Raw genomic sequence first — 25,294 nt, 5'->3', positions numbered from 1 at the left:
CATTATGAATGTTCGCAATGTGCTTATAGTTCCGCTCGTTCTTGCTGTGTTGACAACGCCTGCTTTAGCCAAAAAGCATAACCACACTGACGGGTTAAACCAGACGGGTGATCCATGTGAATTGTTAACCTGCATGGCCGGAAAATTACAGGGGGATACACAGCCAGCCTGTCAGACAGTTAATCAGCGCTTTTTCAATGTCCGGGTTTTTACCCCCTACTATAATCCTGAAGCCACAGCAAGGCTTAGGCAAAGTATCTTAAATACCTGTGACGGCGCTGTAATCAATAAAGACAATCTGGAAATGATTATTCAGCGCTATGGTCGCTCATTCCAGGAATAACGATAACCCCGCAAATTTCAGATTTTAATCTGAGATTTGCGGGGTTGAACAACCGAAGGACGTTAGTTATGGATAAAATGATTTTAAAAATGTCACGTCATAATATTCAAACAGTAACGGTTACTCAGAATCTAAGTGATTTGAAAAATACAGGTAATGAGACAGTAAATGCGATTATCGAAAACTGTACCGCTTACATCTCTCTGGTTAATTGCAATGATAAAATTTTTCTGGATGAATGTGACGTTGAGAAACAGGATAAAGAGGATTAAAGATTATGGCGAAGATTATTATGGGATCAGCAGCAGGAAGAGTCAGTGATATTCTGTTTATTTTCATAGGATACTCTAAAACGGTTGCCTCAGTGTTTACTCGGCTACTCTTTTTTATGGCTTGGTTCCCTGTATTGGTTTATGGGTTTTATCGTATCGCCGTTATCTTATGGGGAAGTACATCTGAATCTGAATACTATTACTTTGAGCGTTTTTTTAATTATACAATTAATTTGTATAGCTTGATTATTCCTATGTTGGTAGTTGTTGGTGTTTCAATCATCGTGATTTTCTCACTGTTTAAGATAGGAACTATCATGTGGGAGGAAAAGAAACGATGAAGTGTTTTCTTTATGCTTTTTCTCTTTTTGTAGTCGTGCTTCCAGCTACGTTGTGTGCAGCAGAAATTCAGGGAAAAGTTATCCGTGTGCTCGATGGTGACACCATCGAAGTATTGCAGGATAAAAAGCCCGTCAGGATTCGCCTGGCAAACATCGATGCACCGGAAAAGAAACAGGCTTTCGGGCGCTGGTCAACCAATCAGCTTAAAGGCCTGGTTGCAGCGCTGCCCGTCACGGTGACGTATACGCAGACAGATCGCTACGGGCGTATTATCGGGCGTGTGTTCACGGCGAACGGCACAGAGGCCAACCGCTTTATGGTGCAATCTGGTGCAGCATGGGTTTACGACAAGTACAACAGCGATAATTCATTACCGGCTCTGCAAAGGGCAGCACAGGAACAAAAGCGCGGCCTGTGGGCTGACAGTCAACCAGTGCCGCCGTGGGAATGGCGGCATAGTAAATAAAGAGGAATGAAACGATGATGACTGAATCCGATAAAGAACGTTTCAATAACCGCTTATGTGTTGGTAACTTGCTTGTAAGTGCAGATGTTTATGTTACACCAGGCATGACAGAAAGCGCGGCTGAGGTAAAGTTAATCGTCCCTAACGATGATTATCAAAAGGCAATGGATTTGTATGATCGTATTTGCCAGTTTGCTTTGCTTCATGGTGAAGATTTACAAGGGTTGTTCCAGACAGACAGATATTACTATATGTCATGTTTCGTGCGTGATATTGAAGCATTTAAGAAAGAATTTGAAAATGAGGAGGAGTTAAACCCTTTATTCAATCATGATAAGGGTGAAACGGCTGAGTTTCTTATCAGTTTCCCGGAGAAAGCTAACTATGATGATAAGGAACCAGTTAAACAATCCTTTCTGGAAATCACACAAAAACATGTCGATTCATTAGATGAACTTACATGGGGTAATTTTGAACACAGAGCATTCACTGGCGGAACGGTAGGTTTTGGCATCAATCCCCATACAATGGAACGCATTAACTTTGATGATGAGCGTGACAAAATAACAAAACTATCTCGTAAGGATTTCGTAGCGTCTAATCTCACTGATTCTTTCGAAGATGATTTTTATGTCAATCCTTTGTTCAATAAAGCAGAACAAATTGGTGAGATTGACGGTTATTCCGTTTTCTTCAATCCCAGGGGTTTTTATTTTTACTGGAACAAAGAAACCGAATACCTGCTTGAAAGCTGGCTGACGTTTCCTGCTTATCCGTATGGCTGGTAAAGGAGCCAATAATGAAAGTGAGTTCAATAAAGACGGTTTATGATTTTATGCGTTACTGCCGTATGCCGCTCTGGTTTCAGCGTTCAATCAGGGATATGAAAGTCGGTGACACCTTCATTCTTGGAAAATACACGCAGCCTGTTTCTCACGACAGTGATTCGTTTTGTGTACCTCCGCGCTATTCAGCTTGTCTGGATGGTAGCGAAGCTTGCTTCGTTGCGGAGGCGTGGATAGAAAAAGAGCGCGGGGTATACTCTTTTTACGCTACATGGACATTCCCGACAAAACCAGAACGTGCGCATGTTATGACATTTGGGGAATTCAGAATCCACAAAGGCGGCATTATAGAGTTCGATAATAAAAACGTTGAACCTGACGATAAGAACCATACGGTAAGAAGTTTCGCGCTTGTATCTCGTTATCTCGCGCATATGCTCAACTGCATGTCTGATGAAGATAAAAAAGTCTATTTTAAGAATAACAGTTCTCCTTTATTCAATGGTGTATGGCTGGATAGTGATTGTAATGAAAGGAGACAGCGTGCCGTAGAAGTGGATGGGAAAATTAAACGAGTATGGATTAATTACAAAGATTATATGCCAACGCATCAACTTTCCGCAATTGTTGAAGCTGCCTTTGCTACTGGCGCACTTCAGCTGGAGGATTAAAAATGGAACATGATAAGAAAACAGCACAAGACGCCCTGAAAAAATCGCAAGGGCATGTTCTGGTTCATGGGAGGACGGGGACAGGAAAAAGTAAACTACTCGAAGAAGCAACTATCCCCGATTCGCGTTACTTTGACTTTTCAAAAATGTGCGGTGCAACATGTTATCCAGACTTGCATTTCCTTTGCCGTACTAATGAAGATATTTACTTGGATCATATTCTGGATGCGAAGGAATCCACTGTCATTCTCGATAGTGTAGAATTTTCACAGAACATAAATGATTCATTTCTGTATGATTTTTTAAAAATCATGAGCGCCAGAGGGAAGCGAGTTATTGCTGTTGCATTTACTTCTAACACTCTGGAAAACTTTAAGCCAGTGTTTGAGTATGAAATAGAAACCCGGCGATTAGAAGATGGTTCTTTCACCTGCACAACAACGAGTAAAACAGGCAGCGTGGAGTCATTATTGAAAAACCGATATGTCTGGGAGGATGATGACAATGAAGATACTTTTTCATTAGCAAGGGATGTCAGTGACCAGCTATCAATAATAGTTAACGCCTTTGACAAAGATAATGCACAAGAAATTATCGTTGCGGCAGTGGGCGAAATTCAGTCCTTAGTACAAAAAGATTGTATTGACAGGAGCCATTAATATGAGACTTTTTATTGCTGAAAAACCATCATTAGCAAAAGCGATTTTCGAAGGATTAGGTGGCAACCCTAATACGGAGAAGAAAAACGGTTATTTTGAACACGGCGCTGATGCTGTTACCTGGTGTTATGGTCATATGCTTGAGCTTTATGACCCGCAGGATTATGACGAAAAATATGCTAACTGGCGATTCAGCGATTTACCGATTAAAGCCGTTTATCCACCCACGTACAAACTAAAACCTGAATCTGAAGCACAGACCCGCATTATTCTGTCGCTGATAGAAAAAGCCGATAGCATTGTTCATGCTGGCGACCCCGACGATGAAGGGTGTTTACTGGTTGATGAGATTTTAGGTTATGCCGGAAACAAGAAGCCCGTCCAGCGGCTGCTGGTTGCCGATCTCAACCTTGCGCCAGTGCAAAAATCGCTGGCAAACATGCAGCCTAACGAAAAATTTCGCGGCATGACAGATAGCGCTTTGGCACGTTCTCTGTGCGATCAGGACTTTGGTTATAATATGACGCGAGGCTGTACGCTCAAAGGCCGTGAGAAGGGATATGACGGTGTTCTGAACGTTGGTCGTGTACAGAGTGCGGTTCTCGGACTGGTGAACATGCGCACGCTGGCAAACCAGAATCACACTGAAAGCTTTTACTACGATGTTTTCGCCAGTCTGAAGATGAACGGGAATCATATTAAGGCGAAATATCAGACAACGGACGGCGATCAGATCGACGATAAAAAACGCCTGATTTCAGAAGCACAGGCCGCGCATATTGCCGAACGGGTAGCGGGTAAGGACGCTATCGTGACGATCGCGACAACTAAACCGGAAAATACCAAACCGCCGCTGCCCTTGAACTTGTCCACGCTTCAGCAACTTTGTGCAAAACGATACGGTTATACGGCTAAGGAAACGCTGGATGTGATGCAGGGGCTGTATGAAACACACAAGCTGCTGACCTATCCCCGCTCTGACAACCGCTATCTTTCAGATGAGCATTTTTATCAGGCCGGGGATATTGCAGTCGCTATCGCGGCCACAATGCCGGAACTGGCGTCGGCAACCGCAGATATGGAGAAGGAACAAAAGCATAAAGCCTTTAACGCCAGTAAGATCGAGGCACACCATGCCATTATTCCGACGACGAAAAGCGGAGCCGGTATTCAGCTCAGTGAGAAAGAGCGGAACGTCTATAACCTGGTGGCCGTCTATTTCATTGGTCTGTTTTACCCGGATGCCATCCGTGACAAAACAAAAATTCACTTCGATATTAAAGGTGATACCTTCACGGCCACACAAAGCGTTCTGATACAAAAGGGCTGGGAAGCGCTGGGTAAAGACAATGATGAAGAGGACGATGCCGAAGATGCCGGAACGGGCGGTTTTGATTTATCGACTCTGAAATTTAATGACAGCGGCCTGTGTGAGTCGGCTGACGTGGACAAGAAAAAGACAACTCCAGCCCGCTATTTTACGGAGTCAACGTTACTGGCCGCGATGACCAGTGCGGCAAAATTTATCGATGATCCGGCTCTGAGAAAAGCGCTTGAAGCCAAAGACGAGGGGAGCAGTGACCGGGGCAGTATCGGCACAGAAGCTACCCGTGCGGGTATCCTTGAAAAACTGGCTGCCAATACCGGGCTTATCTCGATAGAGAAAGAAAAGGGCTACTCTGAGTTGGTATGGAAAACAACAAAACAGGGGCAGGAGTTCTGCGCTGCTCTTCCGCCTGAAGTGATTAAACCCAACATATCGGCAATATGGGCTGAAAAACAGGCGCAAATCAAATCCGGCGAACTGACCGTTGAGGATTTTATCAGAGACAACGACGATTATATTCGCGGTTTAATCGACGATCTGGATAAAAACGGGATTAACATTTCGTCTAATGCCACGCCCTGCCCTGTCTGTAGCAAAGGTTTTCTGCGCAAACGTAAGGGGCAGAATGGCTTTTTCTGGGGATGCTCATGTTATCCTGAGTGTAAAACATCATTCCCGGATAAAGATGGAAAACCTGTTACAGAGAAACAGGCTTCTGAGGGGGCAAGCGCCCGTCTTGGTGTCCCCTGCCCTTCCTGTAACAAAGAGATTTTAATCAGGCCAAAAGGCTTTTTCTGTACGGGGTGTGAGTTTAAAATCTGGTCTGAGTTTTCCGGCAAGAAACTGACACAAAATCAGGTTGAAACGGTGATAAAAAAAGGTAAAACCAGCGAGATTAAAGGGTTTACCAGCAAAGCCGGGAAAAAATTTGACGCTGTAGTTACCTTGCAGGATAAATCTACAGGCAAACTTGGTTTTGAGTTCAGGAAAAAATAATGGTGAAAACCAGACAAGACTGGCTTTTCCAGTTAAGAAAGTGCCAACACCGGGAAACCTTAGAGAAAGTTATAGAAAAAAATGAACGCAGCCTTACCGCTGGAGAGCTGGTAACATTTTATTCTGCTGCTGATCACCGATTGGCTGAGATAATCATGAATAAACTGTTTGATAAAATCCCCGCATCAGTCTGGCAACACGTCAGATAACCCATAAAGAGAGGAACTATGAGCGATAATGAAACGTTTGATGCAGCCCGAAGACTTCTGACGAATATTCGTTCTGTCCGTGTCTTTGCGCGTGAAACGAGCTTTGAGCAACTGCTGGAAATGCAGGAAAAGTTGAACGCTGTTATCGAAGAGCGGCGAGAAGATGCTGAACGTGAAGCCGCAGAACGTCAGGAACGTGAGAAAAAACGTCAGGAATTGCTTCAGCTCATCGCTGGGGAAGGTTTTTCTCCTGAAGAGTTGCTTGGTCTGACCGACGATGCGCCAAATGCACGTAAGAGTAAATTGCCGAAAGCACCGCCAAAGTATCAGTTTGAAGAAAATGGCGAAGTTAAATTCTGGTCTGGCCGTGGACGTTCGCCAAAACCGATTGATGAAGCGTTAAAGGCTGGCCGTTCTCTGGACGATTTTCTTATCAAGAAAGAGCCGTCTGGTTCTGCTGACGATAAACAGTAACTTTATAAGCCCTCCAGGTTGTGCGGAGGGTTTTAAGGAGATTAAAACGTGAGTGACTTATCACCCTACAAACAAATCATCCCGGCAACAGACTGGTATTTCAGGCATGATAATGTCCCCGGTGAGCATGGCGAATCGACCGTATACCAGCTTGCTGCATGGGCGCTAAAAGAAAATGGGGATATTGTCGGACTGGTGACTGTTCGCGATATCGATACAGGGCATCCTAAGCTGGTAACGCCGCCTCCAGTTCCCGGAGATTACTTGCATAAAGAACAGCTCACCGATGATGAAAAAACGTGGGCGAAAAAGCGTTGAGTCGTTTCCCCCCTCAAGCCTCTGTACCGGAGGCTTCCTTAATCCTGCCAGCAAAGATACCTTCTGCAGCTGATGCGGCCGCGCAATAATGCCAGCATAATTCCTTTCTCGATGCCAGTCGGCGACCCAAAATGCCAGCAAAAATGATTGCATTCGGTTTCGGGCTACTATATTTTATCTGTATCGTACAATACAGATAAGGGTGAGCATATGGATCATGTCGGAATAGCAAAGGTATGGCGTCAGCGGAATCAGGAACATGCTGATTCCTGTGTTGTGCTTATATGGGATGGCGAGGCGTATGGCTGGAAAAACGTTCTCCGCGATCCACAGCATGAACGCCCAGGAGCAATTGCCGTCGATGCCGAAGGTAATATGTTTATTGCCGAGGGCGGGAATGACTATGACGGCGCTAAATGCTGGGTAGTCTTTCAGGAGTCCTGATAATGACCAGAGCCACAGAACGCGCTTACAACGAGCTACAGCAGGCGTTTGATTTCTACAATCAGAGGCTGTTTAACGGCGAACTTCCCGACTGCCTGATCACCTTCCAGCGCGGTAAAAACACGATGGGCTATTTCAGCTTCAGACGTTTTGTTGCTGCTGATGGCAGCGGCAAAATGATTGATGAGATTGCCCTGAATCCTGAGTATTTTCCGGCATATCCGCTTATTGAAGTTATGCAGACTCTGGTTCATGAACAGTGTCATATGTGGCAATTTCACTTTGGTAACCCTTCCCGCAAGACGTACCACAATGCGCAGTGGGCGGCCAAAATGGAAAGCATCGGACTAATGCCCTCTTCCACCGGGAGACCTGGTGGCGCGAAAGTCGGCCAGAAAATTAACGACTATCCGATCCCCGGCGGTCGCTTCCAGCTTGTCACACTGGAACTGTTTCAGGGGCAATTTGCGTTGAGCTGGTTTGACCGCTTCCCCGTTCAGGTTGAACAACAGAAAGACATGACCGCCGTTATCGAACAATGGCGGGAAACGCTGGCTCAGGCGCATCAGAATGCAGGCTCCGGCATTGATATTGAAGCGGTGCTGTCAATGGCTCTGTTACCGTCAGTGACGCCACAGAACGGGAACGCAGATTCAGAAGTTATAGCCGGGAGCAATACGTCCTTTGTTGCGGCGTTTGAGGACAAGCCTAAACGGAACAAGGCAAAATATCAGTGTCCGGGGTGCGGTGCTGCTGTGTGGGGTAAGGCCGGGTTGAATATCCATTGCGGAGATTGTGAACAAGCTTTCAGAGAAAGCTAAGTGCCAGCAAAATTCTACGACCGCAGCAGTTGGCCATCGATTTTTTGCCAGCAAATCTTTCTTCCGGATTCGTGCCGGCGTGATAAAAATGACAGCAAAAGAGGTTTTCTATGGGGCATTACACCATCAGAACAAATGACGATGAAGATCAGGTTATCAGAAAGGCGCAGGAGGCTACCGGAATGGCGTCAGCCAGTAAAGCCTTTATGACGGCCATCCTTGAGCTTCAGCGTAACAGAGACGAGATAACGCAGCTCAGGCGCTCACTAGCGCAAGAAAAAGCGCGGAGTCAGGAGCTAGTATCATCGGTGAATCAATTCCGTTCCAGCCTGAATACTATGTTCGGGCTGGCCGACAACGGCAAAAGTTAATATCATCAGTTTTGTCAGGGCGTAGTTGGGGGCTTTCTTTCACGGGGGATGGCGACGCTTCAGTTTAAAAAATCGGGATTACCTCCCTTCACTCGAACTCAGATTTCACGTAGCGCACGCTGTTTCAGACGCAAAAAAGCCCGACTGGTGAGATCGGGCTTTTTTGTTTTCCGGTTCGGAGTTGGTGCTCTGGCCGGGGAAGTCACTCTACATCTAACACCCATAATATTATGGCACTTGACACAGGCTGTCCAGTGGCAGTTGACACAAGTTGTCAACTGACTGAATTACAGCATGAGTTTCGCCAGCAGATCGGTATAATTGCGGGGTTAGCTCTGTAAGTGGCCTCCCTGCCCTTCCCCGTTCCGGCGGGTATGAATAGTTTCAAAAGTCCTGGCTGAACAAACAGGTGGTGCTGTGTTTGGTGCTCTGGCAGGAGGAAGTCACTCTACATCTAACAATGCGAGAGAACCGTTGTGACAGGCAGTGTATGAGTAAGCAACGGTGATTTCCTCCAGCTTATCTGGAGAACCGGATGATTAATCTGTTAATCATCGTTCTTAGAGCGGTAGCGGCGCTGGCAAACGCGCTGATTGCTATTCTGGAACTGATCCGCCAGTTCATCGATTGATGAATACGGAAACGTAACTAAGGCTGGGGGCTAACCACCTCCGGCCTTTAATAAAAACATCGTTTAGTTACAACATTCATCTGATGCACATAAACTCCCCCCCACCTAACCTTTTAGCTCGCATCATTTCTATAGTGTGCTGGGGCGCTCACCGAAGCTTCATAAAACCACATTGAATGTTGTAACTACACATACCATCCGCCGTCATACTCATTCCAGCTCTTGCCTGTTTTCTCGTTTGTCAGCGTCATATCATCCACGACACAATTCCTCATGTCAGCGAACATATTGATTTCACGGAATAAATCATCAATCTGTTCTTTTAAATCCTCATCGTTTTCATACGTAAGGAACAGACGGTATTCATTATTATCAAGGTCTTCCCCCTCAAAATCCGCCTCAACCAACCATGCTATTTCTTCCTTCACCTTTTTCTTCCCTCTGGTGAACTTACTGCCATTAGCTACCGGAACCCACAGAATGGCCGCAAGGCGCTTTTCAGGCTCAGGAACTGGCGGCTGGTTACGCGACTTGGGGTCAGTTTGGAGATCGGAAATTTTTGTACTATAAGGGCTTCCCCGGCATGTCAACGCCGGTGTTTACGGTTTCTGTCTGCACTATAGTAAAAAAATAAAGGGGAGAGACTGCGGTACTATAAACGGTCATGATGAATCGTCATCGATTCGGACCCTGATGAAAGACGCTCGTGAGGCTCTAGTTCGTTAGTCGGGTACACTTGCCCTGTACAATAAGCAGATATACCTCACGGGGTCTAACCCTTTATCATCAACGAGTTGCAGAACAGATGGTCATACAGCTTTGTACTTTAGCTAGCTGAGTACAACCTGAAATCATCACCGTAATGCAATGATGCCCAGCACAGTCTTGCATTTTTGGCAGCGATGGCAACAACAGCGCGCCAGTATCCTCTGCGTTCGACCAGTGAGCAGACCCAACGACTGAATAAATCAGTCCTTTTCTCCGCCCCGATCAGTACCGAGCGGGCACCCTGAACCAGAAGTGTTCTCAGATACGAATCGCCAGCTTTCGTTATCCTGCCAAGCTTCGACTTTCCGCCGCTGCTGTACTGCGATGGTGTCAGTCCCAGCCAGGCTGCCAGCTGGCGCCCATTCTTAAAATCATGTGCATTACCGATACTGGCGACCAGCGCACAGGCCGTTGTGGGGCCAACGCCCTTCAATTCCATCAGCCGCTGACTGCGATGATCTGTTTTGGCCATGCGGGACAAAATTCGGTCATATTCAGCGATGTTATCTTCAATGCGAGCAACGTGCTCCAGCAAATCATCAACACATTGCTGAACCTGAAGTGGTAAAGAATTCTTCTGCTCAAAAACTATGTGGCGCAGGGCATCTGTACTTTGTGGGGCGATAACGCCGAATTCAGATATCAACCCCCGGAGACGATTATATGTTGCTGTTTTCTCTTCGATAAAACCCTGTCGGGTACGATGCAGACACTGCATTGCCTGCTGGCTCTCATCCTTAACCGGCACAAACCGCATATGTGGGCGACGAACCGCCTCGCAGATAGCCTGAGCATCAGCTGCATCATTTTTCCCTGATTTACCAGCCATGCGGTAAGGCGATACAAATTTAGCGGCCATCAGACGCGGCTCATGACCATACTGCCGAAACAGTCTTGCCCAGTAATGAGCCCCGGAGCACGCCTCCATCCCGATAACACAGGGCGGCAAACCAGCAATCAGCCCGGGAAGAGCTGCGCGGGTTACTCTGGATTTAACCAGAACGGTTTTGCCATTCTGGTCAACGCAATGAACAGCGAACACATTTTTAGCAAGATCGATACCGACAGTAGTAATGGTCATAACGAATCCCTCCGGGGTTGTGTTTACCCCATGATTGCACAAGAGTTAATCAGGCGCATAATCAGGGGAAGTCCCTTCCATTCGTTAAGCGCATTATTTAACCAATCTTGGTTCGTAAGGGGTTGATTTTGCGTCAGTGGCTATCGCTTTTAAGTTGTCGCTCTTGCAGTATCGCATTTAGGTTATCCGATTAAGGTCAAACCTCTGAAAATGCCGTATAGCGCGGGAGTACACCCTATTGCTACAGGTAAGCCTGTTCAAAAAACAGGCTTACCGTACAATAATTCTCTATATCCAAACTGACCCCATATACACCACCTAACCCCCCAACAGTTCGAAAAAATGGTCTGGACTCAACTTTACCAGCTTGAGCTGGTAAACATGCAGCAACCAGGTACTGCCCCACCTCACTAAAGAACCTGCTTATTAAAATCCGTTTCATTGCGGAGGTATCCCCGCGTCCGTCGGTTAGTATTGCTGAATAATTAACCTGCACCTGCACCTGCACCTGCACCGAAACTATCAACTTTCATCCATAACACTCGTGATAATAGGTACGTCATATCTTTTATACACAATTATCTGCAAACAGGTTCATGGGGTTATCTGCAATCAACCAATAATTATCTGCAAAACAATCAGGTCTTCGACCTACTTAGTTTCATTAAAGATCTATTTATTCGCTGGATAAGTTCTGTGGATTACGGGGATAAACCAATAATGACCGCCGCTTGCAGCGGCCTAACAGCCGCGCCGGTACGGTACGGTACGGTCACTATGCTCCCCTACAAACTTTAAGTAGCACCTCCGGTCTTTGCCCGGAGGCAGGGAGTCAACTGAATGCACTACAGCGAAAAGGCACTTTTCGCCCTTACCTATCTCTCCGCTAAAAGTCAGCTAAAAACTTGGTCTGGCAGGGAGGGGGGCAAAATCTGGTTAGGTGTGCTCGTTGACACCAGGAGCAAGTATTCCTATTATTGTGTTGATAGTTAACACAGGGGGCGTTATGGCCAGAACAACAAGCGTTACGATTGGCGAACAACTCGATTCGTTTATCAGTCGATTAATAGACAGTGGCCGTTATGGCTCTGCGAGTGAAGTTATGCGTTCTGCTCTGCGATTACTGGAGCAACAGGAAACAAATGATGAAGTTGTTCGCCAGGCAGTAATTACCGGGCTGGAAAGCGGTGAAAGCTCGCTATCACTGCGGGATATTGCAGAAAAAAGAAAGCTGAGACATCGTGTATAAACTCACCGAACGGGCAGCAGACGACTTCGCCGGGATTTATGACTATACGCTCTTGAAATTTGGTGAAGCTCAGGCAGATCATTATACAGACGCACTTGAGGCATTTTTCGAGACACTTGCCGGAATGCCAGATATGGGACGTGACTACCATGCCGTTTCTGGTGTGATGCGCATTGAATTTCAGCGACACGCCATTTTTTATACGGTTCGTGATACGGATATTCTGATTGCACGTATTTTGCACCAACAGATGAACCATAAACGCCATTTACTGTAAATCTAAACACGCTGCCGCGCTTTGCTTGGCCAACACCGATCTGGCACATAAAAAATTTATGCACCAGATCAGTGTTCTCTGAAAGGACTGATGTGTTTTTGAGTTAATGTGTTTTTACTCATTTGAGTTTTTTAACTGTCATTTTCTTTCAGCCAATTATCGACCAAATCCTTTATCACATCAGTAATAGATGTGCCTTGTTTTGCACACGCAGCTTTGAAGCGGATATGTATTTCTTCATCAAAGTTAACATTGACTCTCTTTTGCTTTCCCGTGGGTGTGCTATTGACGACTTTTTCAAGATCCCGATGCTCACCGAAACTCATTGTTTTTGATGTCTGTTGTTTAGTCAGTGCCATACAAACCTCTGAATATGCTAAAATGAGTATATGAGTTTTTACTCAAATGATTCAAGTATTTCTCGTGTCAAAATGGCTATCTCGCCCTTAGCTGCTCCATCGTTGGTATCGAAAACGCTCTCACCCTCCATGACAGATTTAACGTAACTTTGCCGTTGTGTGATCGCAGTTTTAAACGGCTTAATACCCGTCTGAGCAATGCTATCTTTCAGGACGTTAAGCATGGTGGCTTGCTCGATTTTCCGTGTGATGAGGAATCGAGCTTCTACCGGACGATTATAAACCTGGGCTTCCAGCACAGTGACTACAGAACCAGCAGCGGAAAAATCCAGAGGGCTGGGTGTTACTGGGATGATAATCAGGTCGCTGACCATCACCGCTGCGGAAGTAATAACTGACAGAGAACCGGCTCCATCAATAATCACAAAGTCATATTCAGCCAGATCCTTTCTTACCTGGTAAACGTCTTTCTCTGATGCTGCGGTATAAACATCGAATGCTGCTTTCTCTGCTTTGTTCCAGTTAGTCAGGCTCATTTGTGGGTCTGTATCTACAACTGCAATTTTCTTACCCGAACTGGCAAGGCAGCTACTGACGTTGATTGTTGCCGTCGTTTTACCGGAGCCACCTTTAGGGTTGAGGAACGCGATAATTTTCATGTCTAAACCTCATTTATGTGTTTACTCATTTGAGTTTTATTATACACAAAAACACAAATGAGTAAATGTGTTTTTGTGTGTAAATGAGTATATGAGTGTTTTTAGGGTTAGATCTTGCGGGGGATGTTGGTTCTAACTGCTACTAGTGACTTATTGCCAACCTCCATCGTATTCCTTCCAGCTTCGATTAGTCGCATCATTGGTTAGCGTCATGTCATCGATCACGCAGTTACGTATCTCAGCAGTGCGGTAAATCTCGTCAAAAAGTTCGTCAATCTGCTCTTTCAAATCGGCCTCATCTCTATACGTAAAAATCAGGCTGTACTCATTAATGTCCAACACCTTTCCGTCATAGTCGCACTCAACCAGCCAGGCAATATCTTCTCTGACCTTTTTCTTCCCACGGGTAAATTTGCTGCCGTTCTGCACCGGCACCCACAGTGTGGTTGTCACGGAAAATGCGGTAGCACTCTCAGACTGCCCGGAAAGAGAGGGGAGGGCTGTAACTGGGGGACACTGTTTAATCGCCCGGCGGTTCTGTCGCATTAAGATCTCGTCAGGTAACATGCTGTTTTTTTTTGTAATGTTGCCTGACGATGTCTCTGATCCGAAAAGCCTTCAAACGCCTGCATTATCCTGCCGATGTTATCGCCCAGTGCGTCCGCTGGTATCTGGTTTATTCCCTGAGTCTGCGCGATCTCGAAGAAATGATGACTGAGCGCGGTATCCCCGTTGATCATTCCACGCTTCATCGCTGGGTTATTCGCCTGGTGCCGTTACTGGACAAAGCGTTTCGTCGACATAAACGTTCCGTGGGCCGCCAGTGGCGAATGGATGAAACGTACATCAAAGTCAAAGGTCAGTGGAAGTATTTGTATCGTGCAGTCGATACGACGGGTCAGACCATCGACTTCCTGCTGACCGCCAAACGAAATGCTGCAGCGGCGCTACGTTTCTTTCGCAAGGCCATCCGGCGCCAGGGCGAACCGGAGGTTGTCACCATTGATAAAAGCGGTGCCAACACGGCCGCGTTGGCCACACTCAATGCTGATCAACCTGATGAAGAAGCCATCACCATCAGGCAGAGTAAGTACCTGAATAACCTTGTTGAACAAGATCATCGGAATATCAAACGGCGAATACGGTTGATGCTGGGATTCAAATCATTCCGACGGGCACAGACGCTTCTGGCCGGCATCGAATTGCTTCACATGATACGCAAAGGGCAATATCAACATCCGCAAAGTGATGGATTGTCACCTGCGGAACAATTCTATCTGCTGGCCGCTTAAATAACCGGCAACGCCTCTTTTGCTGATCTGCCGCCGTTAATGCGACAGAACCGTCTGAACGTCCAGGGGAATTCACCAAAATCATGATAATCATAATAGAGCTTGATAAGCCCCTGATGCTCCCAACGGGTATTTTCTCTTTCAGCATATCGGGAAAGGATCTCTGGTCGGTTGATGTTCAACTGTGCCGCAATGTAAAAACGGATGCATGAGGGAATTTGAAGGGGATCAGGAAGAAAGGTTCCCAGGAAACGCGCCGTAGTCAGCTGAAGTGCAATCCCCAGCCGGTTATGTTTCCCCCGTCGCAGATTAATGAAAGCAAGGTCACGTTCATCCAGATGAAAATACCGGGCTAACTGAACCTCATTTGGCTCGGCCACATAGCGACCGTAGTTTTCTGTCTGCTCACTGGTCAGAAAGTCATCACTCATTGCGCATCCTTTCGTAAATGGTGTACGGTTCTATTTTTTACAGTCTCAGATATTAAGATATATGATACCTCTCTAAAACAGCATAAAAGCAGGTTTCAAAAATCGTATTTCGTGCATTATGATACCATGGGGTATCAGAAACGATAAGTGAGACTAAAAATGGCGTTACTGGGGTACGCGCGGGTATCAACCAGCCATCAAAAGCTGACGCATCAAATTTCGGAGCTAAAAAATGCCGGGGTGCGGGAAGATCGTATTTTTACAGACATGATGACAGGCGCAACTGATGATCGGGAAGGATTACAGCGGCTTCTGGCCCGGGCAGAGAAAGACGACGTAATCATCTGCACAAAAATGGACCGACTGGGGCGTAACACTGCTGACATGATCCGTGTAGTTGACGGCTGTTACAAAAAGGGGATTGCCATCCGGTTCCTGGAGAACGGCCTCAGTACAGAGGGGACGATGGGCAAAATGGTTATCCAAATCCTTGCGGCCGTTGCTGAAGCGGAGCGTGAGCGTATCCTGGAGAGGACGAATGACGGCAGAATAGCGGCACTTGCTGCGGGAGTAAAATTTGGCAGGAAGAGCCATCCACGAACGCCAGCGGCACTGACGCTTATCTTACAGGGAGAAGCTCTGAGCAGTGTGACAGAAAAAACAGGGATCTCCCGGGCGACGTACTTTCGGTTAAAAAGAAAAATAAAAAGCGATGCTAAAAATGTACCTATTTATCAATGAAATTCAATTGGTTATATAAAAAGGTGGGACTTTTGGAGGAAATGGGCGCGGAACCCCAGTCTGTACGACAACCGTTGGGACGCCCGTCATCACGCACCTTCCAAAGCGTGATGCAGACAAAAACGCTGCCGGGCACGCCGGCGGGTGACTATCAGATCATTCAGTTCCAGACGCGTTTCGCTAACAAACCCAACGCGGTTGAAACCGTCGTACTTTCTCGTGAACAGGCATATTGGGCGTCGCTCCAGAAAACGGAATCTATGGTCACTCCCGTTTTTGCAACACCGATTTTGACGACAAGTTGGCTTGCTTGAATCTATCCGGCGTCTGAATGGGATTTTATTCCCGCGCCTTGATGAGTTCCGCGCCTGATGAACCTCCAGAAAATATACGGCTTCAATGAGCCTTTCCGTTTTACAGGTTCCTCAACAGGCCGGTGGGCCGTTAGTATCATCAATATCAGTATTCGCAAAACCAGATCAGTAATTCTTTAAACCGGTGTATTTCTGCCGTTATGCTACATAAGTTTGCTGTCGTGCCGTTAGGGCCCAGGCTATTCTGGCCAGCTTGTTTGCCAGAGCACAAGTGACGACAAAGTTGCTTTTCCGGCACAGTAAATCCCTGACCCAATCGGCCAATTTTCCAGACTGGTGTTCCAGTTTTTGTATGAATACCCTGGCACATTGAACCAACAAAGTTCGGATCTTTTTATTACCTCGCTTACTAATTCCCAGCAATGTCGTCCTACCTCCCGTGCTGTACTGCCGAGGTACAAGCCCTGTTGCCGCCGCAAAGTCACGGCTGCTGGCGTACTGCTTCCCGTCGCCAATCTCAGTTGAAATAGTACTCGCTGTCAGTGTTCCGACGCAGGGAATGCTCAGCAAGCGCTGTCCAACCTCATCTTCGTCCAACTTTCGTTTCAACTGGGATTCCAAATCTTTAATCTGCTCAACAAGATAGTGATAATGCTGTTGTAATTTCAGCAATAACTGGCTGAGGTAAAGAGGCAAACTATTGTCCTCAAGAATGGTACTCAGTCGGCTAATAACGGCAGCTCCTCGGGGAACGCTAATGCCAAATTCCAGCAGAAAAGCATGCATTTGATTGGTTGTTTTTACCTTATCCTGAACCAGGGATTCACGGACACGATGCAGAGCCCGCATTGCCTGCTGAGATTCCGTTCTGGGCTGCACAAAACGCATAGACGGACGCGATGCAGCTTCACAAATAGCTTCGGCGTCGACAAAGTCGTTTTTATTGCTTTTAACGAACGGGCGGACAAATTGTGGTGATATCAGCTTTGGGGAATGCCCCAACTCTTCCAACTTGCGTGCCATAAAGTGAGAACCGCCACAGGCTTCCATTGCGATGGTTGTAGCGGGGCATGTCGCCAAAAATTCGATCAACTTTGGCCGGGTAAATTTTTTACGGTAAACAGCCTTCCCGCGACGATCCTGGCAATGAATATGGAAAGAGTTTTTACCCAGATCGATACCAATGAGCGCAATGTTTTCCATGATAGTTCTCCGAATGAAAGCCTGTCCTCAGCATAGTACCGGGAAGGAGGGAGTGACCATCTCATTAAATAAAGCACGTTAAGGGGATGGGGGAGCAATGGAACCTAATACCAACGTAAGCCAAGGACTCTACGAGAGGGGAGGGCGGTGATCATGATGGCCCACACCGGCGCCAAATTGATCACTGGTACAGATCAATACTCCGTGATCGCGTCGTGAACAAGCCCCTCAATTCCGGTCACTACACGACAAAACCCGCCGTATCGCTCGCAAGCCTGATAAGTGGTGATAAAATAGGTTATCACCACTTTTAGAGGCAGAAGGGCGCATGGCACTTTTTGACCCCATCCGCGACTATTTCCATAGACGCCAAGCCAAAATTCTGAATGAACAAGCCTCCCGCGTTCACCTGGTGAATCGACGGCAGGAATCCCATCGCGGCAACTTTGTTTTTCCCGGTACCGACTTTGTGGATGACATCGAGGTCGGTGGCCAGCGCGTCGGATATGTCAGCTACGGCATCAATCCGCTGGATGACCGCGTGTACATCAACAAGATTGACATCGAGCTGCAACATCAGCGCCAAGGGTTTGGCTTGGGGGTGCTTTGGTGCCTTTGGCTTAAGCACCAGGTGCCCATCGTGCCGCTTTACCAGTACGGCGCCTCTAACGGATTCTGGAGCCTGGCTCGTCAGCGGTTCTTGGCAGCCGGTGCGCTGATAGAAGATCAACTGCGCACTGACACTGAGCTTGATGCCGCCAAACAGCGCTGGCAGCATCTGGTGCCCGAGCTGGCACACGAGCGGCAGATCCGCGAGATGATGGCCTCGCCGGATTGGCCCGAGATCGAGGCTGGGTTCATAGCGAGGCAGAAGTTATGAGCGAGCTCGTCAGTTCGGGCGGCGCCGGTGGACGTCGACTAACTTCCGCTGAGTTCCAGCAGTTGGCCAGTGTGCCAGCTGCAGTCGAGTGGTTTGCCAATATCGACAACCCACGTACCCGACGTGCCTATCAGAATGACCTGGAAGACTTCTGCAGCTTTGTCGGCCTCACCGGCGCCGATGAGTTCCGTGCTGTTACTCGCGCACATGTACTGGCATGGCGTGCCCAGCTGGAAACTCGGGGCCTGGCCGGGGCCACGATCCGGCGCAAACTGGCCGCGCTGGCCAGCCTGTTCGATCATCTCCTGGAGAACAATGCCGTTGCCGGTGGGAACCCTGTGCATGGGGTCAAGCGACCCAAGATCGAAACCAACGAAGGGAAAACGCCGGCACTCGGTGACGACCAGGCTAAAAGGTTGCTGGACGCTCCTGATACAGAAACCGTGAAGGGAGTGAGGGATCGGGCGATCCTGGCTGTATTGCTGTACCACGGGCTTCGACGGGAAGAGGCGGCAAGACTGACAACGAGTGACCTGGTGGAGCGCCGAGGCATAAAGCATCTTCGGGTGCATGGGAAGGGGAAGAAAATTCGCTTCCTCCCACTCCACCCAGTTGCTGCTGAGCGGATCTATGCGTACCTGGAGCTCGACAGTGCCCGAGATACATCATCGGGACCGCTATTCCGTTCCGTCCGGGGCAAAACCACCGGTGCTGGAGTTACAGCGAATGGGCTTTATACGGTGGTGGCGTATTGGGCGCGTGTTGCTGGCATCGAGGTCGACGGCCTGGGCGTGCATGGGTTGCGCGCTACGGCCGCGACAAACGCCCTGGACCATGATGCTGACATCGCGAAGGTTCAGATGTGGCTGGGTCACGCGAACATCAGCACAACGCGACTGTATGATCGGCGCGGCCAGCGGCCGGAGGATTCACCTACGTATAAGGTTAAGTATTGAGTACGAACTCATAGTCAAGCCGGGAGGCTGACAAAAACTGGGAAGTTAACCGCCGAAGCGCAAACTTCAGCACTTTCGTCGCAATCCCAGCAACCGCGATCATCGTCCCATGCGACAGGACTAATACACCCTGCAGTTTCCATTTCTACTTCACCAGCTTCGTTCAATGTCACGGCATAGACTTCACCATCTTCGAGGAAGATGGCCCCGCCGTCAGGCAGACGTAGCGCCTTGCCCGGTTGGCTATGGAGCACGGCGGTGTAAGCCGAATACATCGCATCAAAGGTCAGATGTTTAGGTGATAGGTTCATAGCTTTTTTCCTTGGTCAGCTTGTCACTGTTACTACCTAATTTCTGAGAGCACCTTGCGGGCAGTATCAGTTGCGTCCAATCCCTTTACCCAAGATTGCTGTATGTGAAAGGTCTGGGCTTCCACCACGCCTGATGCGTCTGAATAGCTGATCTCCATTGATTCAGCGAGCTGCTGGACAACAGCCGTTTCCCATTCGGAATAATTATTCATCGCCTTCTCCATCTTTGAACACACCTTCGCTGCAATCGTCGAGAAGGACCGGCGACTATCAATCCCGGCCCTGCCCTTGCTGTATGTGGTTAAGAAGCTGGCTGCTTGTCACAGGCCCAACTGCCGAGCGCCCAGTTGGTGTTCGCTCCGTCAGGTACCACTGCCAGCTCAAGCGAGCAGACAGCTTGCCCTGGGGCTTTGGTAGTTGCTGTAGCTGTGTACAAATCCTGCTTGGTGATTGTCACGTCTACTACAGAAGCATCGACACCGTAGAACTGGGAAGCGAAGGAGGCAGCGGTCGACGCTGGCGTGCTCTCGTTTGGAGCTTGTGCATGAGCAGCTTGCGCGGTAGCTGTAACGACCTGCAAACGAAAACGTTCCGACCTGCAATCAGCGCCGTTTTCGACCAGGATTAACTGCGACTGTCCGGCCCGGCAAACCAGCGTTAGCTGCGAATGAACCTGCATTGATCCACACCGACCTGCATTCCATCGTCGCCAACCAGCATTAACTGCAAGTCAGAGGATCTTGTGGGTAGGGATCACAGGTTTCGACGCAGACTTAATGCCATGTTTACCAACGAGCGGATTCCCCGGAATTTTTGTCACATTATGAGCTTGATGAATCCTTTGCATGTCTTAAATTAAATAACGGGTTAAGTGACAATTTTTGACGGCCAGAGCTTTCCGACTCAAACTGTCACATAATCGAACGTATATGTGACAGGTACGACATGCTGATAGGCTACATGCGGGTATCGAAGGCGGACGGCTCCCAGGCTACCGATTTGCAGCGCGACGCGCTGATTGCCGCCGGGGTGTTGCCGCTGACCGAAAACTGACCCAGTAGAGGCTGTTCTGCCGACTGAAAACTGACCCAGGTGTTCAACTGCTTCTGCTCAATTTTTGAGCAGGAGAACACAGGGTGATCAGTATGGAAATGATGGGCAAAATTCGCCGGATGTATTTCCGCGACAAGCTGTCGCTGCATGAGATAGCCAAGCGCACCGGGTTGGCGCGCAACACGATTCGCAAGTGGGTCAGAGCACCTGAGGCCAAGCCGCCGGTCTACCAACGCCGCGCGATCTTCAACAAACTCAGCCCTTTTCACGCCACGCTGGAGCAGGCGCTAAAAGCCGATTCGCTGCGGCCCAAGCAACAGCGGCGCAGTGCCAAGGCGCTGTTGGCGCAAATCAAAGCCGAAGGTTATGACGGTGGCTACAGCCAGCTCACCGCGTTTATCCGTGCCTGGCGAGGGGGACAGGGCAAGGCGTCGCAGGCCTTTGTGCCGCTGACCTTTGCTCTTGGCGAGGCGTTTCAGTTTGACTGGAGCGAGGAAGGCTTGCTGGTCGGCGGCATTTACCGGCGTATGCAGGTGGCACATCTGAAGCTGTGTGCCAGCCGTGCGTTCTGGCTTGTGGCGTATCCGAGCCAGGGCCATGAGATGTTATTTGACGCCCATACACGCTCGTTCGGCTCCTTGGGCGGCGTGCCGCGCCGGGGCATCTACGACAACATGAAGACCGCCGTCGACAAGGTCAATAAGGGCAAAGGCCGGGCGGTGAATGCGCGCTTTGCGGTGATGTGCGCGCATTACCTGTTCGATCCGGACTTCTGCAACGTCGCCGCTGGTTGGGAAAAGGGCATCGTTGAAAAGAACGTGCAAGACAGCCGCAGGCGTATCTGGCTAGACGCCCAGGACTGCCAGTTTCACTCCTTCGAGGAACTCAATGCCTGGCTGGGCCAGCGCTGCCGCGCGCTTTGGAACGAGCTGACGCACCCTCAATACAGCGGGCTGAGTGTGGCCGAAGTGCTGGAGTTGGAGCGCGCTGAACTGATGCCTGTGCCAGCGCCATTCGACGGTTACGTCGAGCGGCCTGCGCGGGTCTCCAGCACCTGCCTGGTCAGCGTCGGGCGCAACCGCTACTCGGTGCCGTGTGAGTATGCGGGTAAGTGGGTCAGCAGCCGTTTGTATCCGACGCGAATCGAGGTGGTGGCTGACGACGCGCTGATCGCCAGCCATGTCCGCTTGCTGGATCGCGACCAGGTCAGCTATGACTGGCAGCACTACCTCCCGCTGATCGAACGCAAGCCCGGTGCGCTGCGCAACGGCGCGCCCTTTGCTGATCTGCCGGCGCCGCTGCGTCAGCTTAAGCACGGTCTGGGGCGTCATGCCGGCGGTGACCGGATCATGGCGCAAGTTCTGGCTGCCGTACCGGTCGCCGGGCTCGATGCGGTGCTGGTGGCTGTTGAGCTGGTACTGGAAAGCGGCAGCCTGAGCGCCGAACACATCCTCAATGTCGTGGCGCGCCTGGCCGCGACCGAACCACCACCCAGCGTCGAAACCCACTTGTCGCTCAAGGAAGCCCCCGTCGCTAACACGGCGCGCTACGACCGCCTGCGTGGCCAGACCGAGGAGATCGGTCATGCGTGATTTGATGGCGGAACTCAAGGAGCTGCGCCTGCACGGCATGGCCACGGCCTGGGCGGAGTTGACTGCGCAGGGTGAGTCGAACACAGCCTCGTCCAAGTGGCTGCTCGAACACCTGCTGGAACAAGAGCACACAGATCGCGCCATGCGCTCGGTGAGCCACCAGATGAACATGGCCAAGCTGCCGATGCACCGCGACCTGGCCGGCTTCGACTTCAGCGCCTCCAGCGCAGACGCTCGTTTGATCAGCGAACTGGCCAGTCTGGCCTTTACCGACACCGCGCAGAACGTGGTGCTGATCGGTGGGCCTGGCACCGGTAAAACCCACCTGGCCACTGCGCTGGCCGTGTCCGGCATCACCCGGCACGGCAAGCGCGTGCGCTTCTACTCCACGGTCGATCTGGTCAATCTGCTGGAGCGCGAAAAGCACGACGGCAAAGCCGGGCGGATCGCCCAAGCTCTGCTGCGCATGGATCTGGTCATCCTCGACGAACTGGGTTATCTGCCCTTCAGCCAGGCCGGCGGTGCGTTGCTGTTTCACCTGCTATCCAAGCTGTACGAACACACCAGCGTGGTGATCACCACCAACCTGAGCTTCGCCGAATGGTCGAGCGTGTTCGGCGACGCCAAGATGACCACCGCCCTGCTGGATCGGCTGACCCACCACTGCCACATCGTCGAAACCGGTAACGAGTCCTATCGCCTGCAACACAGTAGCTTGGCGGCCCAGGCCAAGATCAAATCACGGGAGCGAAAGCGTAAGGGCGGCCAGGAACCGGAGGACGATGAGCCGTTCTGATTTCATGGCGACGACGGCCTGCTACATGGCTGCGTGTGGCAGGTCTTAAACAACTGAACTGGGCTAGCGAAGGAGTGGGGGCAACAGCAGCTGCGCTGGTAGACTTATCCACAGTTGCTGGTAACAAAATCAGCAATCCGCCCTGGGTCAAATTTCAATCGGCAGGGTGGGTCAATTTTCCATCAGCGCCAACACACTAAGCAACCATCAGAAAATTTTGACTGTACGCCAAAAAATTCGCATCTACCAGCATCTAAACAGGCGTTGCAGGGCAATCGCATGAACGCCTGCCGATTTGAATGAGTCCTTTCCCAGCGGGCATCCTGAGCGCCTCTCTACTCAGGATGCCCTGCAATGTCGCATCACATACCAATCTCCGATGTTCTGGTCGCCATCAATGATCCCCGTCAGCAGGGCAAGATTCGTCACGACCTGGTCGAAACACTGGTCGTGGCTATCTGCGGCGTGCTTGCCGGCGCTGACACCTTCATCGAAATCGAACTCTGGGCTGAGCAGCGGCTGGACTGGTTCCGCCGTATTCTGAAACTACCCCACGGCATTCCCTCACACGACACCTTTGGACGGCTATTCAGCCTGATCGATCCAGAGGAGTTCGAGCAGGCCTTCCGCTGTTGGGTTGCGGCGATCCTACCGGCCCTTTCTCCGCAAGTGGTTGCCCTAGACGGCAAGACCAGTCGCCGCTCCGGCAAGAAAAACACGGCCCCGTTGCACCTGGTCAGCGCTTTTGCGGCTGATTCAGGGCTGATTCTCGGGCAGAGGGCGACCTCCCAGAAGTCCAACGAGAAGACCGCCATTCCTGAGCTGCTGGCCACACTGGCGCTTGAGGGCTGCACCGTGACGATCGATGCCATGGGTACCCAGCCGGACATTGCACAGGCCATTCTCGATCGCGGGGCGCACTATCTGCTGGCCATCAAGGGAAACCAGCCGAAGCTGGCCGAAGCGATCGATGACTTCGCTGACACCTTTTTGGACGGCGATCCTGCCCGGGTACCCCATGCGCACTTCGAGCATGTCGAGAAGGACCATGGCCGGCTGGAGGTTCGTCGCTGCCATGTTTTCGACCAACTCCAGTGCCTGCCACAGCCAGAACGCTGGCCAGGACTGCGCACTTTCGTGATGCTGGAGTCCGAGCGGACTGTGGGCAACCAGACCAGCCTGGAGCGCCGTTACTACATCAGCAGTCTTGCTCCGGATGCAGAGCGCATCGCACATGCCATCAGGGCGCACTGGGGCGTGGAGAACCGCGTCCACTGGTGCATGGATGTCATTTTTGGTGACGATCAGATGCGGATCCGAACCGGGCATGCTGCCCACAACATGGCCGTTCTCAAGCAACTTACATTGAATTTGATCCGGTTGGATCCGGTCAAGCGCAAGGGTGGCATCAAGGCACGAAGGCTGATTGCTGCAACCTCTGATGATTATCGGGCTGAACTATTAGGTCTCAGGTGAGCTTCATGCGATTGCCTTGACAGGCGTTGTTGATTATCATAAAACACTGACACTGTATTATATAATCGTGCTTTTGTGTTATTTTTTTAATATTTACTGATTACGTACTTGCTTAACCACTCAGTTGCGCTAGAACTAATAGACGCGAAATTTAAATCTCTAATTTTCCAACACTTAGTAAAACCTCGTTTGCCATCCCACTACCATTGTAGGAGCAAATCAGGAGACATAAAAAATTAGCGGTAGCGTGCCTGGCCCTCTAGATAAGTATTGGAGACTGTAATGAAGTTTGAAAAGTCACAGACAGCAATCGACCACCTGACTCCCGAGCAACACCGAATTACCCAGGAGGCGGGCACCGAAAGGCCCTTCACGGGCGAGTACAACGACAACAAGGAGCCTGGCATCTACGTCGACATAGTGTCGGGAGAGCCACTGTTCGCTTCGACGGACAAGTTCGATTCGGGTACTGGCTGGCCCAGCTTCACCAAGCCGATCGTTTCGGCAAACGTGAACGAGGTGCGGGACAGCGCACACGGCATGGTCCGGACGGAGGTCAGGTCAGTACACGCAGACAGTCATCTCGGCCATGTGTTCCCCGATGGTCCTTCCGACCGCGGCGGTCTGCGGTACTGCATCAACTCAGCGTCCCTTCGCTTCATCCCGCGCGACGAGATGGAGTCCGAGGGATACGGTGAATATCTCGATCAAGTAGAGGAGGCTTAAC

The 25,294-nt window shown here is 49.8% G+C and carries 35 protein-coding genes and 2 pseudogenes; 27 read left to right on the top strand and 10 right to left on the bottom strand.

Annotated elements, in window-relative coordinates:
• The first annotated feature begins 4 nt into the window (after window positions 1–4).
• The 15 genes from C2U43_RS29900 (at window position 5) to dqlB (ending at window position 9,129) form a co-directional block, all read left to right on the top strand.
• Complete coding sequence (locus C2U43_RS29900) at window positions 5–343, top strand: hypothetical protein (protein ID WP_225622178.1); 339 nt, start codon at window positions 5–7, stop codon at window positions 341–343.
• Window positions 344–411: 68 nt separating this feature from the next.
• A complete protein-coding gene (locus tag C2U43_RS25920) occupies window positions 412–615 on the top strand; it encodes a hypothetical protein (protein ID WP_044715181.1) in 204 nt (67 codons plus the stop codon).
• 5 nt (window positions 616–620) lie between these two features.
• Window positions 621–956, top strand: coding sequence for a hypothetical protein (locus tag C2U43_RS25915; protein WP_052132601.1), 336 nt, complete (start codon window positions 621–623; stop codon window positions 954–956).
• Window positions 953–1,423: a thermonuclease family protein gene (locus tag C2U43_RS25910; RefSeq protein WP_044715183.1), complete on the top strand. Its 471-nt coding sequence runs from the start codon at window positions 953–955 to the stop codon at window positions 1,421–1,423. The genes C2U43_RS25915 and C2U43_RS25910 overlap by 4 nt, the downstream gene beginning before the upstream one ends.
• Window positions 1,424–1,437: 14 nt before the next feature.
• The gene (locus C2U43_RS25905) at window positions 1,438–2,211 is read left to right on the top strand and encodes a hypothetical protein (protein WP_044715185.1); all 774 of its coding nucleotides are present in this window, start codon (window positions 1,438–1,440) and stop codon (window positions 2,209–2,211) included.
• A gap of 11 nt (window positions 2,212–2,222) precedes the next feature.
• The gene (locus C2U43_RS25900; protein WP_044715189.1) at window positions 2,223–2,879 is read left to right on the top strand and encodes a hypothetical protein; all 657 of its coding nucleotides are present in this window, start codon (window positions 2,223–2,225) and stop codon (window positions 2,877–2,879) included.
• A 2-nt stretch (window positions 2,880–2,881) separates the two neighbouring features.
• Window positions 2,882–3,538: a hypothetical protein gene (locus tag C2U43_RS25895; RefSeq protein ID WP_052132602.1), complete on the top strand. Its 657-nt coding sequence runs from the start codon at window positions 2,882–2,884 to the stop codon at window positions 3,536–3,538.
• Window position 3,539: 1 nt separating this feature from the next.
• Window positions 3,540–5,861: a type IA DNA topoisomerase gene (gene topB, locus C2U43_RS25890; RefSeq protein ID WP_047741497.1), complete on the top strand. Its 2,322-nt coding sequence runs from the start codon at window positions 3,540–3,542 to the stop codon at window positions 5,859–5,861.
• Window positions 5,861–6,070 carry a hemolysin expression modulator Hha gene (gene hha / locus C2U43_RS25885; RefSeq protein WP_044715194.1) on the top strand — a complete coding sequence of 70 codons (210 nt, stop codon included), beginning with the start codon at window positions 5,861–5,863 and terminating at the stop codon, window positions 6,068–6,070. Before topB ends, hha begins: the two co-directional genes overlap by 1 nt.
• 18 nt (window positions 6,071–6,088) lie before the next feature.
• Entirely contained in the window at window positions 6,089–6,544 is a 456-nt protein-coding gene (locus C2U43_RS25880; RefSeq protein WP_044715196.1) for an H-NS histone family protein, read from the top strand.
• A 48-nt stretch (window positions 6,545–6,592) separates the two neighbouring features.
• Complete coding sequence (locus C2U43_RS25875) at window positions 6,593–6,862, top strand: hypothetical protein (protein WP_044715198.1); 270 nt, start codon at window positions 6,593–6,595, stop codon at window positions 6,860–6,862.
• Window positions 6,863–7,072: 210 nt separating this feature from the next.
• Window positions 7,073–7,306: an antirestriction protein ArdR gene (locus tag C2U43_RS25870; RefSeq protein ID WP_047389767.1), complete on the top strand. Its 234-nt coding sequence runs from the start codon at window positions 7,073–7,075 to the stop codon at window positions 7,304–7,306.
• Between the two features lie 2 nt (window positions 7,307–7,308).
• On the top strand, window positions 7,309–8,127 hold the full coding sequence (locus tag C2U43_RS25865; protein ID WP_040080118.1) for a SprT-like domain-containing protein: 819 nt from the start codon (window positions 7,309–7,311) through the stop codon (window positions 8,125–8,127).
• Window positions 8,128–8,237: 110 nt separating this feature from the next.
• Window positions 8,238–8,498 carry a hypothetical protein gene (locus C2U43_RS25860; protein ID WP_047389771.1) on the top strand — a complete coding sequence of 87 codons (261 nt, stop codon included), beginning with the start codon at window positions 8,238–8,240 and terminating at the stop codon, window positions 8,496–8,498.
• Between the two features lie 535 nt (window positions 8,499–9,033).
• Window positions 9,034–9,129: a DinQ-like type I toxin DqlB gene (dqlB, locus tag C2U43_RS30145; protein ID WP_000609145.1), complete on the top strand. Its 96-nt coding sequence runs from the start codon at window positions 9,034–9,036 to the stop codon at window positions 9,127–9,129.
• A gap of 185 nt (window positions 9,130–9,314) precedes the next feature.
• On the opposite strand, the gene C2U43_RS25855 is transcribed toward dqlB, so the two are convergent.
• Window positions 9,315–9,557 (bottom strand): hypothetical protein, encoded by a 243-nt coding sequence (locus tag C2U43_RS25855; RefSeq protein WP_052132603.1) that lies wholly within the window; start codon window positions 9,555–9,557, stop codon window positions 9,315–9,317.
• 398 nt (window positions 9,558–9,955) lie between these two features.
• Entirely contained in the window at window positions 9,956–10,978 is a 1,023-nt protein-coding gene (locus C2U43_RS25850) for an IS110 family transposase (RefSeq protein ID WP_001567660.1), read from the bottom strand.
• Window positions 10,979–11,984: 1,006 nt separating this feature from the next.
• On the opposite strand from C2U43_RS25850, the gene C2U43_RS25840 reads away from it, so the two are divergent.
• Window positions 11,985–12,227, top strand: a complete 243-nt coding sequence (locus C2U43_RS25840) for a type II toxin-antitoxin system ParD family antitoxin (RefSeq protein ID WP_047389775.1) — start codon at window positions 11,985–11,987, stop codon at window positions 12,225–12,227.
• On the top strand, window positions 12,220–12,504 hold the full coding sequence (locus C2U43_RS25835) for a type II toxin-antitoxin system RelE/ParE family toxin (RefSeq protein WP_047389778.1): 285 nt from the start codon (window positions 12,220–12,222) through the stop codon (window positions 12,502–12,504). Before C2U43_RS25840 ends, C2U43_RS25835 begins: the two co-directional genes overlap by 8 nt.
• A gap of 131 nt (window positions 12,505–12,635) precedes the next feature.
• Here C2U43_RS25835 and C2U43_RS25830 read toward each other — a convergent pair whose 3' ends face one another.
• From C2U43_RS25830 to C2U43_RS25820, 3 genes are all read right to left on the bottom strand, one after another.
• Window positions 12,636–12,863, bottom strand: coding sequence for a plasmid partition protein ParG (locus tag C2U43_RS25830; RefSeq protein ID WP_047389780.1), 228 nt, complete (start codon window positions 12,861–12,863; stop codon window positions 12,636–12,638).
• Window positions 12,864–12,901: 38 nt separating this feature from the next.
• The gene (gene parA, locus C2U43_RS25825; protein ID WP_047389782.1) at window positions 12,902–13,522 is read right to left on the bottom strand and encodes a ParA family partition ATPase; all 621 of its coding nucleotides are present in this window, start codon (window positions 13,520–13,522) and stop codon (window positions 12,902–12,904) included.
• A gap of 150 nt (window positions 13,523–13,672) precedes the next feature.
• Window positions 13,673–14,068, bottom strand: coding sequence for a hypothetical protein (locus tag C2U43_RS25820; RefSeq protein ID WP_199771102.1), 396 nt, complete (start codon window positions 14,066–14,068; stop codon window positions 13,673–13,675).
• Window positions 14,069–14,118: 50 nt separating this feature from the next.
• Here C2U43_RS25820 and C2U43_RS25815 point away from each other — a divergent pair, with 50 nt between their 5' ends.
• Window positions 14,119–14,814 carry an IS6-like element ISEas1 family transposase gene (locus C2U43_RS25815; protein ID WP_047389784.1) on the top strand — a complete coding sequence of 232 codons (696 nt, stop codon included), beginning with the start codon at window positions 14,119–14,121 and terminating at the stop codon, window positions 14,812–14,814.
• Window positions 14,815–14,867: 53 nt separating this feature from the next.
• Here the strand turns inward: C2U43_RS25815 and C2U43_RS25810 are convergent.
• A pseudogene (locus tag C2U43_RS25810) lies at window positions 14,868–15,245 on the bottom strand (DUF4158 domain-containing protein); the annotation flags it as partial.
• 159 nt (window positions 15,246–15,404) lie between these two features.
• On the opposite strand from C2U43_RS25810, the gene C2U43_RS25805 reads away from it, so the two are divergent.
• Window positions 15,405–15,986, top strand: a complete 582-nt coding sequence (locus C2U43_RS25805; protein WP_064645473.1) for a recombinase family protein — start codon at window positions 15,405–15,407, stop codon at window positions 15,984–15,986.
• Window positions 15,987–16,027: 41 nt separating this feature from the next.
• Entirely contained in the window at window positions 16,028–16,300 is a 273-nt protein-coding gene (locus tag C2U43_RS29635; protein ID WP_217648979.1) for a DUF4019 domain-containing protein, read from the top strand.
• Between the two features lie 198 nt (window positions 16,301–16,498).
• Here the strand turns inward: C2U43_RS29635 and C2U43_RS25795 are convergent, their stop codons facing one another.
• Complete coding sequence (locus tag C2U43_RS25795; RefSeq protein WP_000427623.1) at window positions 16,499–17,503, bottom strand: IS110-like element IS4321 family transposase; 1,005 nt, start codon at window positions 17,501–17,503, stop codon at window positions 16,499–16,501.
• 328 nt (window positions 17,504–17,831) lie between these two features.
• Here C2U43_RS25795 and C2U43_RS25790 point away from each other — a divergent pair, with 328 nt between their 5' ends.
• Window positions 17,832–18,383, top strand: a complete 552-nt coding sequence (locus tag C2U43_RS25790; RefSeq protein WP_071667625.1) for a GNAT family N-acetyltransferase — start codon at window positions 17,832–17,834, stop codon at window positions 18,381–18,383.
• Entirely contained in the window at window positions 18,380–19,339 is a 960-nt protein-coding gene (locus C2U43_RS25785) for a tyrosine-type recombinase/integrase (protein WP_047741493.1), read from the top strand. The genes C2U43_RS25790 and C2U43_RS25785 overlap by 4 nt, the downstream gene beginning before the upstream one ends.
• Before the next feature lie 14 nt (window positions 19,340–19,353).
• Here the strand turns inward: C2U43_RS25785 and C2U43_RS25780 are convergent, their stop codons facing one another.
• From C2U43_RS25780 to C2U43_RS25770, 3 genes are all read right to left on the bottom strand, one after another.
• Window positions 19,354–19,650: a hypothetical protein gene (locus C2U43_RS25780; protein ID WP_047741491.1), complete on the bottom strand. Its 297-nt coding sequence runs from the start codon at window positions 19,648–19,650 to the stop codon at window positions 19,354–19,356.
• A gap of 32 nt (window positions 19,651–19,682) precedes the next feature.
• A complete protein-coding gene (locus C2U43_RS25775) occupies window positions 19,683–19,862 on the bottom strand; it encodes a hypothetical protein (protein WP_217648984.1) in 180 nt (59 codons plus the stop codon).
• A gap of 89 nt (window positions 19,863–19,951) precedes the next feature.
• Entirely contained in the window at window positions 19,952–20,329 is a 378-nt protein-coding gene (locus C2U43_RS25770) for a hypothetical protein (RefSeq protein ID WP_047741488.1), read from the bottom strand.
• 266 nt (window positions 20,330–20,595) lie between these two features.
• Between C2U43_RS25770 and C2U43_RS25765 the strand changes: the two are divergent.
• The 5 genes and pseudogenes from C2U43_RS25765 to msrB form a co-directional block, all read left to right on the top strand.
• A pseudogene (locus C2U43_RS25765) lies at window positions 20,596–20,688 on the top strand (recombinase family protein); the annotation flags it as partial.
• A 107-nt stretch (window positions 20,689–20,795) separates the two neighbouring features.
• Complete coding sequence (gene istA, locus C2U43_RS25760; protein WP_024012635.1) at window positions 20,796–22,295, top strand: IS21-like element ISPst3 family transposase; 1,500 nt, start codon at window positions 20,796–20,798, stop codon at window positions 22,293–22,295.
• Complete coding sequence (gene istB / locus C2U43_RS25755) at window positions 22,288–23,091, top strand: IS21-like element ISPst3 family helper ATPase IstB (protein ID WP_010454871.1); 804 nt, start codon at window positions 22,288–22,290, stop codon at window positions 23,089–23,091. The genes istA and istB overlap by 8 nt, the downstream gene beginning before the upstream one ends.
• A 354-nt stretch (window positions 23,092–23,445) precedes the next feature.
• Window positions 23,446–24,567, top strand: a complete 1,122-nt coding sequence (locus C2U43_RS25750) for an ISAs1-like element ISPa60 family transposase (RefSeq protein WP_010455375.1) — start codon at window positions 23,446–23,448, stop codon at window positions 24,565–24,567.
• A 282-nt stretch (window positions 24,568–24,849) separates the two neighbouring features.
• Entirely contained in the window at window positions 24,850–25,293 is a 444-nt protein-coding gene (gene msrB, locus C2U43_RS25745) for a peptide-methionine (R)-S-oxide reductase MsrB (protein ID WP_003464965.1), read from the top strand.
• Window position 25,294: the final 1 nt, after the last annotated feature.

Source organism: Citrobacter freundii complex sp. CFNIH9 (assembly GCF_002903305.1).
In the GTDB taxonomy this organism is placed as follows: domain Bacteria; phylum Pseudomonadota; class Gammaproteobacteria; order Enterobacterales; family Enterobacteriaceae; genus Citrobacter; species Citrobacter portucalensis.
This window is presented reverse-complemented; position numbering and strand designations above follow the sequence as displayed.

What these genes read in the sequence shown, in the direction of transcription:
- C2U43_RS29900 (WP_225622178.1), top strand. Translation starts at nt 5, where the DNA reads ATGAATGTTCGCAATGTGCTTATAGTTCCGCTCGTTCTTGCTGTGTTG.
- C2U43_RS25920 (WP_044715181.1), top strand. Translation starts at nt 412, where the DNA reads ATGGATAAAATGATTTTAAAAATGTCACGTCATAATATTCAAACAGTA.
- C2U43_RS25915 (WP_052132601.1), top strand. Translation starts at nt 621, where the DNA reads ATGGCGAAGATTATTATGGGATCAGCAGCAGGAAGAGTCAGTGATATT.
- C2U43_RS25910 (WP_044715183.1), top strand. Translation starts at nt 953, where the DNA reads ATGAAGTGTTTTCTTTATGCTTTTTCTCTTTTTGTAGTCGTGCTTCCA.
- C2U43_RS25905 (WP_044715185.1), top strand. Translation starts at nt 1,438, where the DNA reads ATGATGACTGAATCCGATAAAGAACGTTTCAATAACCGCTTATGTGTT.
- C2U43_RS25900 (WP_044715189.1), top strand. Translation starts at nt 2,223, where the DNA reads ATGAAAGTGAGTTCAATAAAGACGGTTTATGATTTTATGCGTTACTGC.
- C2U43_RS25895 (WP_052132602.1), top strand. Translation starts at nt 2,882, where the DNA reads ATGGAACATGATAAGAAAACAGCACAAGACGCCCTGAAAAAATCGCAA.
- topB (WP_047741497.1), top strand. Translation starts at nt 3,540, where the DNA reads ATGAGACTTTTTATTGCTGAAAAACCATCATTAGCAAAAGCGATTTTC.
- hha (WP_044715194.1), top strand. Translation starts at nt 5,861, where the DNA reads ATGGTGAAAACCAGACAAGACTGGCTTTTCCAGTTAAGAAAGTGCCAA.
- C2U43_RS25880 (WP_044715196.1), top strand. Translation starts at nt 6,089, where the DNA reads ATGAGCGATAATGAAACGTTTGATGCAGCCCGAAGACTTCTGACGAAT.
- C2U43_RS25870 (WP_047389767.1), top strand. Translation starts at nt 7,073, where the DNA reads ATGGATCATGTCGGAATAGCAAAGGTATGGCGTCAGCGGAATCAGGAA.
- C2U43_RS25865 (WP_040080118.1), top strand. Translation starts at nt 7,309, where the DNA reads ATGACCAGAGCCACAGAACGCGCTTACAACGAGCTACAGCAGGCGTTT.
- C2U43_RS25860 (WP_047389771.1), top strand. Translation starts at nt 8,238, where the DNA reads ATGGGGCATTACACCATCAGAACAAATGACGATGAAGATCAGGTTATC.
- dqlB (WP_000609145.1), top strand. Translation starts at nt 9,034, where the DNA reads ATGATTAATCTGTTAATCATCGTTCTTAGAGCGGTAGCGGCGCTGGCA.
- C2U43_RS25850 (WP_001567660.1), bottom strand. Translation starts at nt 10,978, where the DNA reads ATGACCATTACTACTGTCGGTATCGATCTTGCTAAAAATGTGTTCGCT.
- C2U43_RS25840 (WP_047389775.1), top strand. Translation starts at nt 11,985, where the DNA reads ATGGCCAGAACAACAAGCGTTACGATTGGCGAACAACTCGATTCGTTT.
- C2U43_RS25830 (WP_047389780.1), bottom strand. Translation starts at nt 12,863, where the DNA reads ATGGCACTGACTAAACAACAGACATCAAAAACAATGAGTTTCGGTGAG.
- parA (WP_047389782.1), bottom strand. Translation starts at nt 13,522, where the DNA reads ATGAAAATTATCGCGTTCCTCAACCCTAAAGGTGGCTCCGGTAAAACG.
- C2U43_RS25820 (WP_199771102.1), bottom strand. Translation starts at nt 14,068, where the DNA reads ATGCGACAGAACCGCCGGGCGATTAAACAGTGTCCCCCAGTTACAGCC.
- C2U43_RS25815 (WP_047389784.1), top strand. Translation starts at nt 14,119, where the DNA reads ATGTCTCTGATCCGAAAAGCCTTCAAACGCCTGCATTATCCTGCCGAT.
- C2U43_RS25805 (WP_064645473.1), top strand. Translation starts at nt 15,405, where the DNA reads ATGGCGTTACTGGGGTACGCGCGGGTATCAACCAGCCATCAAAAGCTG.
- C2U43_RS29635 (WP_217648979.1), top strand. Translation starts at nt 16,028, where the DNA reads ATGGGCGCGGAACCCCAGTCTGTACGACAACCGTTGGGACGCCCGTCA.
- C2U43_RS25795 (WP_000427623.1), bottom strand. Translation starts at nt 17,503, where the DNA reads ATGGAAAACATTGCGCTCATTGGTATCGATCTGGGTAAAAACTCTTTC.
- C2U43_RS25790 (WP_071667625.1), top strand. Translation starts at nt 17,832, where the DNA reads ATGGCACTTTTTGACCCCATCCGCGACTATTTCCATAGACGCCAAGCC.
- C2U43_RS25785 (WP_047741493.1), top strand. Translation starts at nt 18,380, where the DNA reads ATGAGCGAGCTCGTCAGTTCGGGCGGCGCCGGTGGACGTCGACTAACT.
- C2U43_RS25780 (WP_047741491.1), bottom strand. Translation starts at nt 19,650, where the DNA reads ATGAACCTATCACCTAAACATCTGACCTTTGATGCGATGTATTCGGCT.
- C2U43_RS25775 (WP_217648984.1), bottom strand. Translation starts at nt 19,862, where the DNA reads ATGAATAATTATTCCGAATGGGAAACGGCTGTTGTCCAGCAGCTCGCT.
- C2U43_RS25770 (WP_047741488.1), bottom strand. Translation starts at nt 20,329, where the DNA reads ATGCAGGTTCATTCGCAGCTAACGCTGGTTTGCCGGGCCGGACAGTCG.
- istA (WP_024012635.1), top strand. Translation starts at nt 20,796, where the DNA reads ATGGAAATGATGGGCAAAATTCGCCGGATGTATTTCCGCGACAAGCTG.
- istB (WP_010454871.1), top strand. Translation starts at nt 22,288, where the DNA reads ATGCGTGATTTGATGGCGGAACTCAAGGAGCTGCGCCTGCACGGCATG.
- C2U43_RS25750 (WP_010455375.1), top strand. Translation starts at nt 23,446, where the DNA reads ATGTCGCATCACATACCAATCTCCGATGTTCTGGTCGCCATCAATGAT.
- msrB (WP_003464965.1), top strand. Translation starts at nt 24,850, where the DNA reads ATGAAGTTTGAAAAGTCACAGACAGCAATCGACCACCTGACTCCCGAG.